We start from the raw sequence: 14581 nt of genomic DNA on the forward strand, positions 1-14581 counted from the left end.
GGTTTGACAAACTTCGATACCACCCACAGTGAGCGGAAGAAATCATGCGACGCTCGACTATCGCCATCTCTGTCTCCATGGTCGGCGTCCTCGCCGCCGCTGCCATGGTCGTCATCACCGCCCTCCCGGCGAGCGCGGCGACCGCCGCCTTCACGATCGTCAACAACTGGGGCGGTGGCTACCAGGGGCAGTTCACGGTCACCAACAACACCTCCGCGCAGATCACCTCCTGGCGGGTGGAGTTCGACCTACCCGTCGGCTCCACGATCACCCAGTCCTGGAGCGCACAGCAGGCCACCTCCGGCAACCGGTACACCTTCACCAACGCCGCCTGGAACGGCAACCTCTCCGCCGGCGCCTCCACCTCCTTCGGGTTCATCGTCAACGGCAGCGGTACGCCGACCGGCTGCACCGTCAACGGGGCCTCGTGCTCGGGCGGCACCACCCCGACGACCCCGCCGACCACCGCACCGCCGACGACCCCGCCGCCGACCACCGCACCGCCGACCACGCCGCCGCCGACCGGCGATACGCCGGTCGCCCGACACGGCCAACTGCGGGTCTGCGGCACCGCGATGTGCGACAGGTCCGGCGCCCGCATCCAGCTGCGCGGCATCAGCAGCATGTGGCTGAACTGGCAGACCCAGCCGTACGCGGAGAACCTGACGGCGTTGCGCTGGATGCGCGACAACTGGAACCTCCAGGTGATCCGGGCGGCAATGGGCGTGGAGCCGGATGGCGCCTACCTCAGCAACCCCACCAAGGCCCGCGGCCAGGTCGAGACGATCATCAACAACGCGGTCACCGCCGGTGTGTACGTGATCGTCGACTGGCACTCGCACGAGGCTCAGAACCACCAGTCCCAGGCGGTGTCGTTCTTCTCCGACCTGGCCCGTCGCTACGGCCACCTGCCCAACGTCATCTGGGAGCCGTACAACGAGCCGCTGCAGGTCAGCTGGACCGGCGTGATCAAGCCCTATCACCAGGCGGTGGTCTCCGCGATCCGGGCGGCCGACCCGGACAACATCATCGTGCTGGGTACGCCCACCTGGTCACAGGATGTGGACGTGGCGGCCAGCAGCCCGGTCACCGGCACCAACCTGATGTACACGCTGCACTTCTACTCGTGCACGCACGGCGCGCAGTTGCGCGCCAAGGGCGACGCCGCCATCCGTGCCGGCCTGGCCCTGTTCGTCACCGAATGGGGCGCCAGCCACGCCGACGGCGGCCTCGACGGCGTGATCTGCCAGTCCGAGGCACAGGCCTGGATCGACTGGATGCGGGCCAACAGCATCTCGTGGACCGCCTGGAAGCTCGACGTCGGCACGGACACCACGAACCTGCTCTCGCCGGGCGCCCCGGTCACCGGCGGCTGGACGAACTACCTGCGTGGGCACGGACCGTTCGTGGTGGCGAGCATGCGGTAGTACACCGCCCTGTCCCCACGCTGGATTCTCAGCGTGGGGACAGCTTCGGCACGGCCGCCGCCCAGGAGAGCCGATAACAGTCGGTCATGACAGCGCATCACACCGACGACATCCGGAGGTACGTCATGACCAGACGGATCACGAAGAAGTCCATGCTGGCCGGGCTGGCCGCGGCCGGCGTGCTGAGTGTGGGGATCGCCGCGCCGACCGTGGCGTTCGCCCAGGACGAGGCCGAGCCGACCCCGTCGGCCACCGCCGACGCCGACCCGGGCCAGGCTGGCGAGCAGCGCCGGGCCGAGCACCTGACCGAGCTGGCCGAGGCGCTCGCCACCGAACTCGGGGTGTCGGCCGACGACGTCAAGGCCGCAATGGAGAAGGTCCGCGAGGAGATCGGCGGGCCTGACGGCGAACGGCCGATGAATGGCGAGAACCGGGAGGCCCGGCTGCGGGAGAAGCTCGACGCGGCGGTCGCGGACGGCACGCTCACGCAGGCGGAGGCGGACGCCGTGCTCAAGGCGTACCAGGAAGGGGTGCTGCCCGGCCCCGGACGCGGCGGCGGCCCGATGGGCGGACCGGGACGGCCGGCCGGGCCCGCCGACGGCGAGTGACGACCCACCGCGAGTGACCAAGGACCGGCGAGTGATCTGAGCCCGTCCCCCACGGGAAGAAAGATCCTGGCGCCGGACGGCCCGGCAAAGCCGTCCGGCGCCAGGGTCTCCGGGCGCGCGCCGCGGGCTACAGACCGAGGTAGCGCTGCCGCTCGTAGGGGGTGACTTCGCGCCGGTACTGCTCCCACTCGGCGCGCTTGTTGCGCAGGAAGAAGTCGAAGACGTGCTCGCCGAGCACCTCGGCGACCAGTTCGGACTCGGCCATCACGTCGATCGCCTCGGAGAGGTTCTCCGGCAGGGCCTCGTAGCCCATCGCCTTGCGTTCGGCGTTGGAGAGTGCCCAGACGTCGTCCTCGGCGCCCGGCGGCAGCTCGTAGCCCTCCTCGATGCCCTTGAGGCCGGCGCCGAGCATGACCGCGAAGGCGAGGTACGGGTTGGTGGCCGAGTCGGGCGAGCGGACCTCGACCCGGGCCGAGTTGGGCTTGCCGTAGGCGGGCACCCGCACCAGGGCCGACCGGTTCAGGTGTCCCCAGCAGACGTACGCCGGGGACTCGGTGATGCGGTCCGGCAACGCCTGCGGGAAGAGCCGCTTGTACGAGTTGACCCACTGGTTGGTGACCGCGGTGTACTCCCGGGCGTGGGTGAGCAGGCCGGCGATGAAGGCCCGGGCCACCTTGGAGAGTTTCATCGGGTCGCTGGGGTCGTGGAAGGCGTTGCGTTCGCCCTCGAACAGCGACAGGTGGGTGTGCATGCCGCTGCCCGGTTGGTCGGTGAAGGGCTTCGGCATGAAGGTGGCCCGCACGCCGGTGGTGAGCGAGACCTCCTTGATCACGTGCCGGAAGGTCATGATGTTGTCGGCGGTGGTCAGCGCGTCGGCGTAGCGCAGGTCGATCTCCTGCTGGCCGGGGGCGACCTCGTGGTGGCTGAACTCGACCGAGATGCCGATCCGCTCCAGGGCGAGCACGGCCTGACGGCGGAAGTCGCGGGCCACCGCGTGGGTGGTGTGCTCGAAGTAGCCGCCCGAGTCGACCGGGATCGGCACCGAGCCGTCGGTCGGGCCGTTCTCCAGCAGGAAGAACTCGATCTCCGGGTGGGTGTAGAAGGTGAAGCCCTTCTCGGCTGCCCGGGACAGGCCGCGGCGCAGCACGTGCCGGGGGTCGGCCCAGGAGGCGGAGCCGTCGGGGAGCAGCACGTCGCAGAACATCCGGGCGCTCTCGCCGCTGACGCCGCCCTCGAACGGGAAGACCTGGAAGGTGGTCGGGTCGGGCATGGCGACCATGTCGGACTCGAAGACCCGGGCGAACCCCTCGATGGCGGAGCCGTCGAAGCCGATGCCCTCCTCGAAGGCGGCCTCCAGCTCGGCCGGCGCCACCGACACGCTCTTCAGGGTGCCGAGCACGTCGGTGAACCACAACCGGACGAAACGGATGTCACGCTCTTCCAGCGTGCGGAGCACGAACTCCTGCTGTCGGTCCACGTCAACCCCTCGCGACACTCCTGCTCGGCCCGGCCAGGCCAGGCACGGCCTGACGGCCAGTCTTCACCGATCTCGTTACATGGACGTTACGTGACGGGTGCGGTCCACGCAGCCTCGGGTCCGCCCGATTCCACCGACGCAACCGCCGTCCGTCCGCTCTGTGATGCCCGGCCGGGCGACCGGTTAACCACTGCGGCAGTATGAAGGTATGCCCACCCTGCGCATCGCACTCGCCCAGGTCAACCCCACCGTCGGTGACCTGACGGGCAATGCCCGGATCATCCGCGACCGGACCCGCCAGGCGACGGCCGAGGGAGCCCACCTGATCGCGTTCCCGGAGATGATGTTGACCGGTTATCCGGTCGAGGACCTGGTCTTTCGAGAGTCGTTCGTCGATGCGTCCCGGGCCGCGCTGGAGCGGCTCGCCACCGACCTGGCCGCCGACGGGCACGGGTCGGCGGCGGTCGTGGTCGGCTATCTGGACGCCGACGGCCCGCCGCCCACGAGCGCCGACGTGCGCGCCGGCCGGGGCCCGCGCAACGCCCTCGCGGTGCTGCACGAGGGGCGGGTGGCGGCCCGCTACTTCAAGCACCACCTGCCCAACTACGGGGTCTTCGACGAGGACCGCTACTTCGTCTCCGGCGACACCCTCACGGTGGCCCGGATCGGCGGGGTGGACGTGGCCCTGACCATCTGCGAGGACCTGTGGCAGGCCGGCGGCCCGTTCGCCGCCGCCCGGCACGCGGGGGTCGGCCTGGTCGTCAACATCAACGGCTCGCCGTACGAGCTGAACAAGGACGACGTACGGCTGCCGCTGGTCGGCCGCCGGGCCGCCGAGGCCGGGGCGACGGTGGCGTACGTGAACATGGTCGGCGCCCAGGACGAGCTGGTCTTCGAGGGCGACTCCATGATCGTCGAGCCGGACGGCACCGTGCTGGCCCGGGGACCGCAGTTCGTCGAGCACCTGCTCCTGCACGACCTGGACCTGCCGGCCGCCGCGCCGGAGCCCGCCGCCGACAGCCCCACCTCGGCGGGGATGCGGATCGCACGGGTGGTGGTCAGCGACGCGCTGCCGGCACCGGCCGGGCCGCCGGCCGCCGGTGGGATCGTCGAGCCGATCGTGGCCGAGGACGTCAGCGACGAACCGGAGATCTGGCGGGCGCTGGTGGTGGGGCTGCGCGACTACGTCGACAAGAACGGCTTCCCGTCGGTGGTGCTCGGGCTCTCCGGCGGCATCGACTCGGCGCTGGTGGCGGCGCTCGCCGTGGACGCGCTCGGCCCGGACCGGGTGATCGGCGTCTCGATGCCCAGCCAGCACTCGTCGGAGCACTCCCGCGACGACGCCGCCGAGCTGGCCAAGCGGACCGGCCTGAACTACCGGGTGGAGCCGATCCAGCCGATGGTCGACACCTTCCTGGCCAACCTCTCGCTGGCCGGGCTGGCCGTGGAGAACCTCCAGGCCCGGGTACGCGGTGTGCTGCTGATGGCGCTGTCGAACCAGGAGGGGCACCTGGTGCTCACCACCGGCAACAAGAGCGAGCTGGCGGTCGGCTACTCGACGCTGTACGGCGACTCGGTCGGCGGCTTCAACCCGATCAAGGACGTCTGGAAGACCACGGTGTGGCGGCTGGCCCGGTGGCGCAACGCCGACGCCGCGGCCCGCGGCGAGCAGCCGCCGATCCCGGAGAACTCGATCACCAAGCCGCCCAGCGCTGAGCTGGCCCCCGGCCAGCTCGACACCGACACGCTGCCCGACTACACCGTGCTGGACGCGATCCTGACCGGCTACGTCGACGGCGACCTGGGGCGGGCCGGACTGATCGCGGCCGGCCACGACCCGGCGCTCGTCGACCGGGTGCTGCGGATGGTCGACCTGGCCGAGTACAAGCGGCGGCAGTCGGCGCCCGGCACCAAGATCTCGATCAAGGCGTTCGGCCGGGACCGGCGGCTGCCGATCACCAACCGGTGGCGCGAGCACGGCTGACCGACGTCACGGTGTGAAAACTTCCACTCTTCCCTGACCGCGGGCCGGCGTCCGGTGCGACGATCGGCCTATACCCGGGGACCGCGCAGGCGGCCTCGAGGGCGAGAGGAGAAGACCGTGAGCGCCAACGACGTGCTCGAAGTACCCACCCTGTACGGCGGTCCGGCCACCCGCCGGGTCCGGACCAGGGACCTGGCCGCCGCGAAGGAACGCGGCGACCGGTGGCCGATGCTCACCTCGTACGACCAGTACACCGCCGCCATCTTCGACCGGGCCGGGATTCCGGTGCTGCTGGTCGGCGACTCGGCGGCGAACAACGTCTTCGGGCACGAGACCACCGTGCCGGTGACCGTCGAGGACCTGCTCCCCCTGGCCCGGGCCGTGGTGCGGGCCACCAGCTACGCCCTGGTCGTCGCCGACCTGCCGTTCGGCTCGTACGAGGAGGGGCCGACCCAGGCGCTGCGCACGGCGGTGCGGTTCATGAAGGAGACCGGCTGCCACGCGGTGAAGCTGGAGGGCGGCCGGCGCTACGCCGCCCAGATCGAGGCGATCACCGGCGCCGGCATCCCGGTGATGGCGCACATCGGCTTCACCCCGCAGCGGGAACACACCATCGGCGGCTACCGGGTCCAGGGCCGCGGCGACGCGGCCGAGGACGTGCTGGCCGACGCGCACGCGGTGGCCGAGGCCGGCGCCTTCGCGGTGGTGCTGGAGATGGTGCCGGGCGAGGTCGCCAAGCGGGTCACCCACGACCTGGCGATCCCGACCGTGGGGATCGGCGCCGGCCCGGAGACCGACGCCCAGGTGCTGGTCTGGCAGGACATGGCGGGGCTGCGGACCGGTCCGATGCCGCGCTTCGTCAAGCGCTACGCCGACCTGGCCGGGGCGCTGGGCGAGGCCACCGCGCGGTTCGCCGAGGAGGTCCGGGCCCGCGAGTTCCCGGCCGCCGAGCACACCTTCTGACGTACGCCGAAAGCACGCCGGCGCCGGACCACGGCGCCGGCGTCGCGGCCTCAGATGTCGGTGACCCGGATGCCGGCGTGCGCCTTGTACCGCTTGTTTATCGCGATCAGGTTGGCGGTGAACGCCTCGATCTGGTGGGCGTTGCGCAGCCGCCCGGCGTAGATGCCGCGCATGCCGGGGATCCGGGCGGCCAGTGCGGCGACGATCCCGATCAGTTCCCGCTCCTCGGTGCAGATCAGCACGTCCAGGTCGATCCGGTCGACCTGCGGGTCGGCCAGCAGCGGGGCGCTGACGTGGTTGAACGCGGCGCAGATCCGGGAGTCCGGCAGCAGCGCCGCCGCCTGCTGCACCGCGCTGCCCTCCTCGACCGGCAGCGCGTACGGGCCCTGCTTGTCGAAGCCGAGCGGGTTGACGCAGTCGACGACCACCTTGCCGGCCAGCGCGTCGCGCAGCTCGGTGAGGATGGCGGCGTGCCCGTCCCAGGGCACCGCGACGATGACGATGTCGGAGCGGGTCGCGACGTCGAGGTTGGCGGCGCCGGTCACGTCGGCGTCGGCGGGCAGTCCGGCCAACTGGCGGATCTGCGCGGCGGCCTCTTCGGCGCGCTCCGCCGACCGGGAGCCGATCAGGATCGGCTGACCGGCCCGGGCCAGCCGGTAGGCGAGGCCGCGTCCCTGGTCCCCGGTGCCGCCGAGGATGCCGACGGTCAGCCCGGTCACGTCCGGCAGCGTGCTCGCGTCATAGCCCATCCGGACATCTTCGCAGCCCAACCCCTGCTTCGGCAGCTACCCGCGGCTGTGAGAATCCCCGCCCCGGTGGCCCATCGAAACTCCCGCTGCCCAGGCGGACAGCGGGAGTTTCGAACTGTTGGTCATGATTTACCGGGGTCGACCCGGCCGGATCGGGTCAGCGTGGCTTGCGGGCCGTGGCGCGGGTGGCGGTCTTCTTCGCCACCGCGCCGCGGGCGGCCACCTTCTTCGCCGGCGACCGGCGGGCGGTCACCTTGCGGGCCGTCGAGGCGGCGTTCGCCCGGGAACCGGTGCCGCTGGTCCGCTTCGCCGCCGCCCGACTGGCCGTCGATTTCACGGTGCTCGCCTTGCGGGCCGGTGCCCGCTTCGCGGCCGTCGTTCGGGCGCTCGCCGGCCGGGTCGAGGCGGCCTTGCGGGCCGTCGACTTCTTCGCCGCCGTCGACTTCTTCGCGGCCGTGGACCTCTTCGCGGCCGTCGACTTCTTCGCCGCGGTCGACCGCTTCGCCGGCATCGTCTTCTTCGCGGCGGTCGACTTCTTGGCCGCCGTCGACTTCTTCGCCGCGGTCATCTTCTTCGCGGCCGTCGACTTCTTCGCCGCTGCCGACTTCTTCGCGGCGGTCCGCTTCGCCAGCGCCGTGCGCGCGGTGGTCTTCTTCGCCGCGCTGCTGCGGGCGGCGGCCGTGCGGGCGGCCACCTTCCGGGCGGTCGTCTTGCTCGCCGCGCTCTTGCGGGCGGTGGCCTTCTTCGCCGCCGCCTTCTGGGCCGCCGACTTCTTCGCGGCGATCGTCCGCGCCGTGGCGGTCTTCTTGGCGGTGGTCCGCTTGGCGGGAGCCGTCTTCGCGGTGGCCCGCTTCGCCGGAGCCTTCTTCGCCGCGGTCTTCTTCGCCGGAGCCTTCTTCGCGGCGGCCTTCTTGACCGCGGCCTTGCGCACCGCCGAGGTGCGCGTGCCGGCGCTGCGTGCGCTCGCCGCGGTCTTCTTCCCGGCCACGCGTTTGGCGGTCGGGCGGGTGGTGGCCTTTCGTGCTTCGGCCATCTGGGTTCCCTCCTTGCGGGACTTACTCTCGGGTGTCTCCTCGCGGAGACCACGGAGTTCCTCGACGCGGACTCTCGCCGCGCCGGCCTAGCGCTCCTCCCCGGCCCAACGGGCGTCCTCGGCTTCCCACTCCTCGTTACGCTCCTGCACCTTCTGCAGGGCGTTCTCGGCGTCGGCAGCTGAGGCGTACGGGCCGAGCAGGTACCGCGCGGGACACGCGTCGGCATCCGTCTCGACCCGGTGGTGTCGCTCGCACCAGTAGTACCGGGCACCACTACCGCTGTCGCTCATGAGATCACTGTGACACCGCAAACCGACCATGCGCTACCGTTTCACGCAAATAGGAGAGGCGTCTTCCACAGTAGACCCCCTCGACGCCCGCCGCCGGCAGTTCGCCAAACTCACTCCGTACCCGACGGAAATGTTCTGCGGCAAGCGATTCACGACGATGAAACGGCACCCACAGCCGCAACCGCCACCGTTCCCAGCCGAAAAAGAAAAAAGCCCTCCGGGTACGCGGACAGCCCGCCACACCGACCGCGAGAAGTCGGAAACCCGACATCGCCTGCGCACCTGGCGCCACTTCCGCCCCGGCGGTCCCGGCCGGTCAGTTGCGCCGGCGGTCCGTACCGGGCACCGTCACAGCATGTTCAGCGACGCCGCCACGGCGGTACTGGTTGCGCATGCGCGGGTCCGGCTCCGGGACGGTTCGCCGCCGGGCCGGGTCTTCACCCAGCTCGCGGCGGCACACGACGATCCGCGAGTGGTCGCGCTGGCGGTCCGGCTGGCGGTCGACGGCGACCGCGCCGAGGCCGAACGGCTGGTACGGGAGCATCGGGCGACCTTCGCCGCCACCGAGCCCGGCGACGCGGAGGCCCTCGGCGCGGCCCTGGAGTCGGCCGGCTTCTTCACCGCTGGTTCGACCCGAACGGACTGACATCGTCCGCCCCGGGAGCCCCTACTCGTGCGGGACTATTGCCGGTCGCGGTGCGTTCTCCGGCGGCGTGGCCGCCTCGGCCAGCAGCCGAGCCAGCCCGGCCCGGGTCGCGACCAGCAGCAGCCGATCGTTGCGCTGCAGCCGGCGCCCGGCCGAGACCGACGCCGGTAGCCGGGCGCCCCGCGCGTTCGTCAGGTGGACGAGCCACGCCTCGCCCGGCCGCCGCAGGTCGCCGACGGTCCGGTTCTCCAGCGGGGCGTACGGCGCCACCACCACCTCGGCGATCAGCAGCACCCGGCGGTCGACAGCGACCGCCTCCACGTCCTGCCCGAGCATGCGGGCGGCGAACGACGGCACCGCGAGGTAGCTGACGCTGCGGGAGATGCCGATGTCGAAGGCGCGTTGCACCTGGTTGGCGAAGCCCCCGTCGAAGAGCCGCAGCACCACCCGCAGATTCTCGTGGATCCCCCGGCCGACCAGCGCGGTCTCCAGATTGGTCGAATCGTCCGATGTGATCACCACGAGCGCGGCGCTGGTCGGCAGGGAGGCCGCCAGCAGGGTCTCCCGCCGGCTGGCGTCGCCGATGATCAGCGGTATCCCGAGATCCCGGGCGACCTGCACCCCGCGCGCCTCCGGCGACCGGTCGACCGCGACGACGTCGACTCCGGCGGCGTACAGGCCCTCGATGACGTGGCTGCCGACGCCGCCCAGGCCCACCACGACGACGTGATCGGCCATCCGTCTCGGCAGCGAACCGTCCGCGACCTCGAACCGCACCTTGACGACCGCGTCCACCACGGCGGCGGTGAGCAGCGGAATCACCGCGATGCTGCCGATGGAGAGGACGACGAGCGTCACCTGCTCGACGGCCGAGGCGCTCAGCTCGGCCTCGGCGCCGCCGAACGCGGCGAGCGTGGCCGCATAACCGGCCTGCCACCAGGTGGTCTCCGGCCGTTCCAACGCGAGCAGACCGGAGCCGAGCACAAGCAGACCGACGAACACCCCCAGCGCGAGGCGCAGCCGGCGCCACACCCGCCCGACGATCGCACCGACCGGATAGCCGGGCGCCCGCCGCCGGCGGCGGGTCACCGGCAGGGTCCGGGGCGCGGCCGACACCAGCACCAGGTCGGCCTCGTCCTGCTCGACCGGGAGTACGTCCGGCTCGTCGCGACCCGCCGTGCGGGCCAGGCCGACCAGGATGTCGCGGTCCGGCACCTCGCCGCGGTGGGCGACGAACATGGTGCCGCTGCGCAGCCCTTCCTTCGGCGCGACCGCTCCGACGGCGGCCGCGACGAACGCCGGCGCGGCCAGCGCCCCGTCGGAGAGCACCGTGCAGTACGGCAGCCGCGCGATCCCCTCGCTCAGGCTGGTGTTGAACATCCGCACCACGATCCGCAGACCCGGGTGCAGATCGTGCGCGTGCAGGGTCGCTTCGATGTTGCTGACGTCGTCGCGTCCGACAAGCGCCAGCGCGTCCGCCGAGTCGAGTCCGGCGGCGCGATAGGCGTCCAGGTCCGGCTGCTCCGACTCGACGATCCCGAGCCCGGCCAGCTTGGCGATCCGGCGGCCGTACGTCGAGGTCCGCGACCTCAGGATGACGGTCACCGCGCAGTGGTGCCGGTTGAGCAGTTCATCGGCGAGGCGGTAGGCCAGCGAGTCGTCTCCGCAGATGACGAACCGGCGCGCGTCGGCTACCTCGACCGGAGCCGGCGGGACGGACCCCGACGGGTTCACGGGGCCGATCGTATCGAGCACCGTCCAGCCGGCCGAGGCGGGCGTCCACCGGCTCGGCCGGAGCACCGGTGGGCCGGATGAGGCGCTCGCCGAGGGCCAGCCCGAGCGCGACGACGCTGAGCAGCGCGCCGATCAGCACCGTGCTGCGGACACCGTGGGCCGGCAGGGCGAGGCCGCCGACGAAGGCGCCGCCGGTGATGCCGACGTTGACGGCGGCCGAGACCGCGGCGGCGGCCAGATCGGACCGCCCGGGCGCGACCTGCAGCACGAGACCGCCGAGCGACGCGGTGAAGGCGGCGAACGCCAGGCCGGCCAGGGCGATCTGGGCGACGGCCAGCGCCGGCCGGTGACCGGTGACGGCCAGCCCGAGCAGCGCCGCGGACTGCACGGCGACGGTCGCGACCAGGGCCAGCCACGGGCTGCGGTCGACGAGGACACCGACGGCGAGGATGCCGAGCACGCTGGCGATGCCACGCGCCAGCAGGATGGCCCCGACCGAGGCGGCGGAGAACCCGCTGACCTCGGTGACGAAGAGGGCGACATAGGTGTACGCGGCGATGGCGCCGGCGGTGGCCAGGATGGCGACCGCCACCAGCAGCCAGAAGCGGCCCGGGTCGGGCGTGGCGCCCCGGGCGGAGTGGCCCTGTTCGGGTCGGGTCGAGGGCAGCAGCGCGGCCACCACGACGCCGACGACCGCGCCGAGGCCGGCCACCGCCAGGAACGACGCCCGCCACCCGGCGCGTTCGCCCAGCCAGGTGCCGGCCGGCACGCCGAGGGCGAGGGCGACGGTGCCGCCGGCGAACACCACCGCCACCACCCGACCACGCAGCCCGGGTCGGAACAGCTCGGCCGCGGCCGGCACCACCACCGCCCAGAACAGCGCGTGGGTCGCGGCGGTCGCCATCCGCGCCGCCAGCAGCAGCGGGACGGAGCTCACCAGGACCGTGACCGCGTTGCTGACCACGAAGCCGGCCAGCAGCGCCGTGAGCAGCCACCGGCGCGGAACCCGCCGGACCAGCGCCGTCAACGGAACCGAGGCGACCATCACCACCGCGCCGTACGCGGTGACGAGCATGCCCACCTGTGCCGGCGGGATGGCCAGGTCACCGGCCATCGGGAGCAGCAGACCGATCGGCAGCGCCTCCGCGGTGGTGTAGAGGAAGGTCCCGCCCGACAGGCCGATCAACGCCCCAACTGCCCGGCCGCGTCCCATCCGAACCCCCCCACTGTTACCGTCTAAATAGCTTATGACGGCAACAGATTAGCGACGCCGTCCGATCCGGGTCAACTGGTAAAGTGCGTTTTGATGGAAACAGTCGAGGACGTGACCCGGATGCGCCTGGTGGGCGGCAACCTCGCGCTGGACTTCGTCAACACCCGCACCGGCCCGCCGGCCGGCGCCCCGGACGACGACGTCCTCACCGGCTACGCCGAACTGGTGGCCTGGGGCGCGTACGCAGGCGCGCTCACCGCGACCGAGGCGACCGCGCTGCGGCGGCTGGCCCGCGAGGACCCGGCCGGCGCGCGGGCCGCCTTCGCGCGCGCCCTGCGTACCCGGGACCACCTCGACGAGATCTTCCGGACGCTGGCCGCCGGCAAGAACCCGAAGGCGTCCGCACTGGACCGGCTCCGCGACGACGAGGCCGAGGCGCTCGGCCACGCCCGGCTCGACCCGACCAACGGGTACGCATGGAGCTGGCGGGACGACCGGACGCTGGCCCGACCGCTGTGGCCGACGGTGCACGCGGCGGTGCGGCTGCTCACCACCGGTCCGCTGGACCGGATCAAGGGCTGCGGCGGGTGCCGCTTCCTCTTCCACGACGAGAGCAAGAACCGCAGCCGCCGCTGGTGCAGCATGGACGACTGCGGCACCGCCGAGAAGACCCGACGTTACGTCGCGGCGCGGCGTACCCGTACCGCGCGGTGAAGTCTCGGGCCGTCACCCACCGCGGGGGTCCGCATGCGGGCGGACCGTTCCTGGGTATTTGTGCCGTGTCCCGCGGCCGGCCGCCGACCCTAGCCTCGTCGGTGACGACAGCCGTTGACGAACGAAGAGGTGACGGTCATGACCGCGGGCTCCTTCCGAGTCGAACCGGGTCAGGTGACCCGGCACGTCGAGCTGACCAGATCGCTGGCCACCGAGATCGAGCAGGCCACCGGCCCGCTGACCTCGCTCGCGCCCATGATCGAGAAGTCGTGGGTCGGCAGCGACGGCGCCGACGCCCTGCGCGAGGCGCTGTCCGAGACCGTCGAGGCGGTACGGCGCACCGGCACCGAGGTCCGCCGCTACGCCGACCTGGCCGGCGGCTGCGCGACCGGGTACGCCAAGCGCGACCAGTCCGCGGCCGACGAGTTCCGGGCCTGCCTGGTGCCGGCGGGGCGGTGAGCACCGATGGCCTACACCTACGCGCCCGAGGACGCCGTCGCCGGTGACCCCGGTGCGCTGCGCCTCACCACCCAGACCCTGACCACGCTCGGCACCGAGATCACCCGGCGGGCCGGCGACGCCCGCACCGACCTGAACCGCACCTCGGGGTACTGGAGCGGCAGCGCCGGCGACGCCTACCGCACCAGGATGACAACCGTCCAGGAACCGTACGCCGTCCTCGTCGACGAGGTGTTGCCGGTGATCGGCCGGGCCTGCGAGGCGCTGGCCGGCACCCTGGAGACGGCGCAGTCGCAGCTGCGCACCGCACTGGCCACCGCCGCCTCGATCGGCCTGCCGAACCGGCTGATCCTCGGCGTACTCGGATTCGGCGCGGTCACCTCACACGCCCGCTTCACCCAGCACTCGCGATACCCGCGCTACTGGGTGCGGTACGGAAACTGGCAGGCGGTGGCGAGGTACCAGCAACAACACCAGGTCACGGAGGCGCATTTCCAGCCGGTGGTCGACCAGGCGTCACTGGCGTTCAAGACCGCCCGCGAGGGACGGCTGGCGTTCGTCCGGGCCATCGGCGGCGCCCGCGAGGACCTGGCCCGGCTGCTGTACCGCGAGCCGACCGCGGCGGAGCTGAAGGTGGACCGCGAGGTCGGCGCCGGCCGGGTCGGCAACTTCTGGACCTACCTGCAGTCGCAGCTGACCGACACCGACCCGCAGGGTCGGGTGATGCTCTACCGGTGGACCGAGCCCTACGGCGAACCGGCGGTCTTCTTCCGGGACGGCTCGGACACGTCCAACTACCTCAAGGACGACGCCCTGCTGCGCGGCGAACTCGACCCCCACCTGCGGGACCTGGCCGCGGCGGCGGTCGCCTCGAACGGTGCGACATACGACCTGCGGACCAACGTGACGATCGCCGACGGCTGGGGCACCGGCCACGAGACCCTGCACGGCACCGAGGCCACCGTCGGCGACTTCCACATCGAGGGCACCCCGACCGTACGGCCGCTGCCCGGCGGCGGACACGAGGTGGTGCTGGACAGCACCTTCACCTGGAACGACATCATCGACCCCAATCCCCAGTACCTCGAGGACTGGGTCGGCAGCCATATCCCCGGCACCCAGCCGTTCAACATCCACATCGAATGGCAGGAGCGGACCACTGTCATCCTGGACGCGGCGGGACGGCCGGTCTCGGTGAGCGGCTACCCGGCCCCTGCGCCCTGACCCGGGGATTTGAGTGGGCGTCGCCATCGGATCAACCGCACGGTCGGGAGAGGCAGACA

14 protein-coding genes are annotated in these 14581 nt (G+C 72.0%); 8 read left to right on the plus strand and 6 right to left on the minus strand.

Features of this window, described 5'->3' with window-relative positions; translation table 11 throughout:
• The first annotated feature begins 44 nt into the window (after positions 1-44).
• On the plus strand, positions 45-1427 hold the full coding sequence (locus tag O7627_RS23955; RefSeq protein WP_278095725.1) for a cellulase family glycosylhydrolase: 1383 nt from the start codon (positions 45-47) through the stop codon (positions 1425-1427).
• A gap of 125 nt (positions 1428-1552) precedes the next feature.
• Positions 1553-2035 (plus strand): hypothetical protein, encoded by a 483-nt coding sequence (locus O7627_RS23960; RefSeq protein WP_278095726.1) that lies wholly within the window; start codon positions 1553-1555, stop codon positions 2033-2035.
• A gap of 127 nt (positions 2036-2162) precedes the next feature.
• Here the strand turns inward: O7627_RS23960 and O7627_RS23965 are convergent, their stop codons facing one another.
• The gene (locus tag O7627_RS23965; RefSeq protein WP_278095727.1) at positions 2163-3512 is read right to left on the minus strand and encodes a glutamine synthetase family protein; all 1350 of its coding nucleotides are present in this window, start codon (positions 3510-3512) and stop codon (positions 2163-2165) included.
• A gap of 208 nt (positions 3513-3720) precedes the next feature.
• On the opposite strand from O7627_RS23965, the gene O7627_RS23970 reads away from it, so the two are divergent.
• Positions 3721-5496, plus strand: a complete 1776-nt coding sequence (locus O7627_RS23970) for an NAD+ synthase (protein WP_278095728.1) — start codon at positions 3721-3723, stop codon at positions 5494-5496.
• Positions 5497-5628: 132 nt separating this feature from the next.
• Positions 5629-6459 (plus strand): 3-methyl-2-oxobutanoate hydroxymethyltransferase, encoded by an 831-nt coding sequence (gene panB / locus O7627_RS23975; RefSeq protein ID WP_278098414.1) that lies wholly within the window; start codon positions 5629-5631, stop codon positions 6457-6459.
• Between the two features lie 50 nt (positions 6460-6509).
• Here panB and npdG read toward each other — a convergent pair whose 3' ends face one another.
• The 3 genes from npdG to O7627_RS23990 all read right to left on the minus strand — a co-directional run bounded on the left by npdG (position 6510) and on the right by O7627_RS23990 (position 8532).
• Positions 6510-7208, minus strand: coding sequence for an NADPH-dependent F420 reductase (gene npdG, locus O7627_RS23980; RefSeq protein WP_278095729.1), 699 nt, complete (start codon positions 7206-7208; stop codon positions 6510-6512).
• A 157-nt stretch (positions 7209-7365) separates the two neighbouring features.
• Positions 7366-8241 carry a histone H1-like repetitive region-containing protein gene (locus tag O7627_RS23985; RefSeq protein ID WP_278095730.1) on the minus strand — a complete coding sequence of 292 codons (876 nt, stop codon included), beginning with the start codon at positions 8239-8241 and terminating at the stop codon, positions 7366-7368.
• An 87-nt stretch (positions 8242-8328) separates the two neighbouring features.
• Complete coding sequence (locus O7627_RS23990) at positions 8329-8532, minus strand: hypothetical protein (RefSeq protein ID WP_278095731.1); 204 nt, start codon at positions 8530-8532, stop codon at positions 8329-8331.
• Between the two features lie 355 nt (positions 8533-8887).
• Here O7627_RS23990 and O7627_RS23995 point away from each other — a divergent pair, with 355 nt between their 5' ends.
• Complete coding sequence (locus tag O7627_RS23995; RefSeq protein WP_278095732.1) at positions 8888-9178, plus strand: hypothetical protein; 291 nt, start codon at positions 8888-8890, stop codon at positions 9176-9178.
• Positions 9179-9199: 21 nt separating this feature from the next.
• Here the strand turns inward: O7627_RS23995 and O7627_RS24000 are convergent, their stop codons facing one another.
• Together O7627_RS24000 and O7627_RS24005 are read right to left on the minus strand one after the other, a co-directional pair.
• The gene (locus O7627_RS24000; RefSeq protein WP_278095733.1) at positions 9200-10912 is read right to left on the minus strand and encodes an NAD-binding protein; all 1713 of its coding nucleotides are present in this window, start codon (positions 10910-10912) and stop codon (positions 9200-9202) included.
• Complete coding sequence (locus tag O7627_RS24005) at positions 10809-12125, minus strand: MFS transporter (RefSeq protein WP_278095734.1); 1317 nt, start codon at positions 12123-12125, stop codon at positions 10809-10811. The genes O7627_RS24000 and O7627_RS24005 overlap by 104 nt, the downstream gene beginning before the upstream one ends.
• Positions 12126-12218: 93 nt before the next feature.
• Between O7627_RS24005 and O7627_RS24010 the strand changes: the two genes are divergently transcribed.
• The 3 genes from O7627_RS24010 to O7627_RS24020 all read left to right on the plus strand — a co-directional run bounded on the left by O7627_RS24010 (position 12219) and on the right by O7627_RS24020 (position 14522).
• Positions 12219-12839 carry an ABATE domain-containing protein gene (locus tag O7627_RS24010; RefSeq protein ID WP_278095735.1) on the plus strand — a complete coding sequence of 207 codons (621 nt, stop codon included), beginning with the start codon at positions 12219-12221 and terminating at the stop codon, positions 12837-12839.
• 138 nt (positions 12840-12977) lie between these two features.
• Positions 12978-13298, plus strand: a complete 321-nt coding sequence (locus tag O7627_RS24015) for a hypothetical protein (protein ID WP_278095736.1) — start codon at positions 12978-12980, stop codon at positions 13296-13298.
• 6 nt (positions 13299-13304) lie between these two features.
• Positions 13305-14522: a hypothetical protein gene (locus O7627_RS24020; RefSeq protein ID WP_278095737.1), complete on the plus strand. Its 1218-nt coding sequence runs from the start codon at positions 13305-13307 to the stop codon at positions 14520-14522.
• Positions 14523-14581 lie beyond the last annotated feature (59 nt).

It is taken from the genome of Solwaraspora sp. WMMD1047 (genome assembly GCF_029626155.1).
Lineage (GTDB): Bacteria > Actinomycetota > Actinomycetes > Mycobacteriales > Micromonosporaceae > WMMD1047.

Coding starts and splice junctions, on each gene's coding strand:
- O7627_RS23970 (WP_278095728.1), top strand. CDS start 3,721: ATGCCCACCCTGCGCATCGCACTCGCCCAGGTCAACCCCACCGTCGGT.
- O7627_RS24010 (WP_278095735.1), top strand. CDS start 12,219: ATGGAAACAGTCGAGGACGTGACCCGGATGCGCCTGGTGGGCGGCAAC.
- npdG (WP_278095729.1), bottom strand. CDS start 7,208: ATGGGCTATGACGCGAGCACGCTGCCGGACGTGACCGGGCTGACCGTC.
- O7627_RS23955 (WP_278095725.1), top strand. CDS start 45: ATGCGACGCTCGACTATCGCCATCTCTGTCTCCATGGTCGGCGTCCTC.
- O7627_RS24005 (WP_278095734.1), bottom strand. CDS start 12,125: ATGGGACGCGGCCGGGCAGTTGGGGCGTTGATCGGCCTGTCGGGCGGG.
- O7627_RS23985 (WP_278095730.1), bottom strand. CDS start 8,241: ATGGCCGAAGCACGAAAGGCCACCACCCGCCCGACCGCCAAACGCGTG.
- O7627_RS23960 (WP_278095726.1), top strand. CDS start 1,553: ATGACCAGACGGATCACGAAGAAGTCCATGCTGGCCGGGCTGGCCGCG.
- O7627_RS24020 (WP_278095737.1), top strand. CDS start 13,305: ATGGCCTACACCTACGCGCCCGAGGACGCCGTCGCCGGTGACCCCGGT.
- O7627_RS23995 (WP_278095732.1), top strand. CDS start 8,888: ATGTTCAGCGACGCCGCCACGGCGGTACTGGTTGCGCATGCGCGGGTC.
- O7627_RS24015 (WP_278095736.1), top strand. CDS start 12,978: ATGACCGCGGGCTCCTTCCGAGTCGAACCGGGTCAGGTGACCCGGCAC.
- O7627_RS23990 (WP_278095731.1), bottom strand. CDS start 8,532: ATGAGCGACAGCGGTAGTGGTGCCCGGTACTACTGGTGCGAGCGACAC.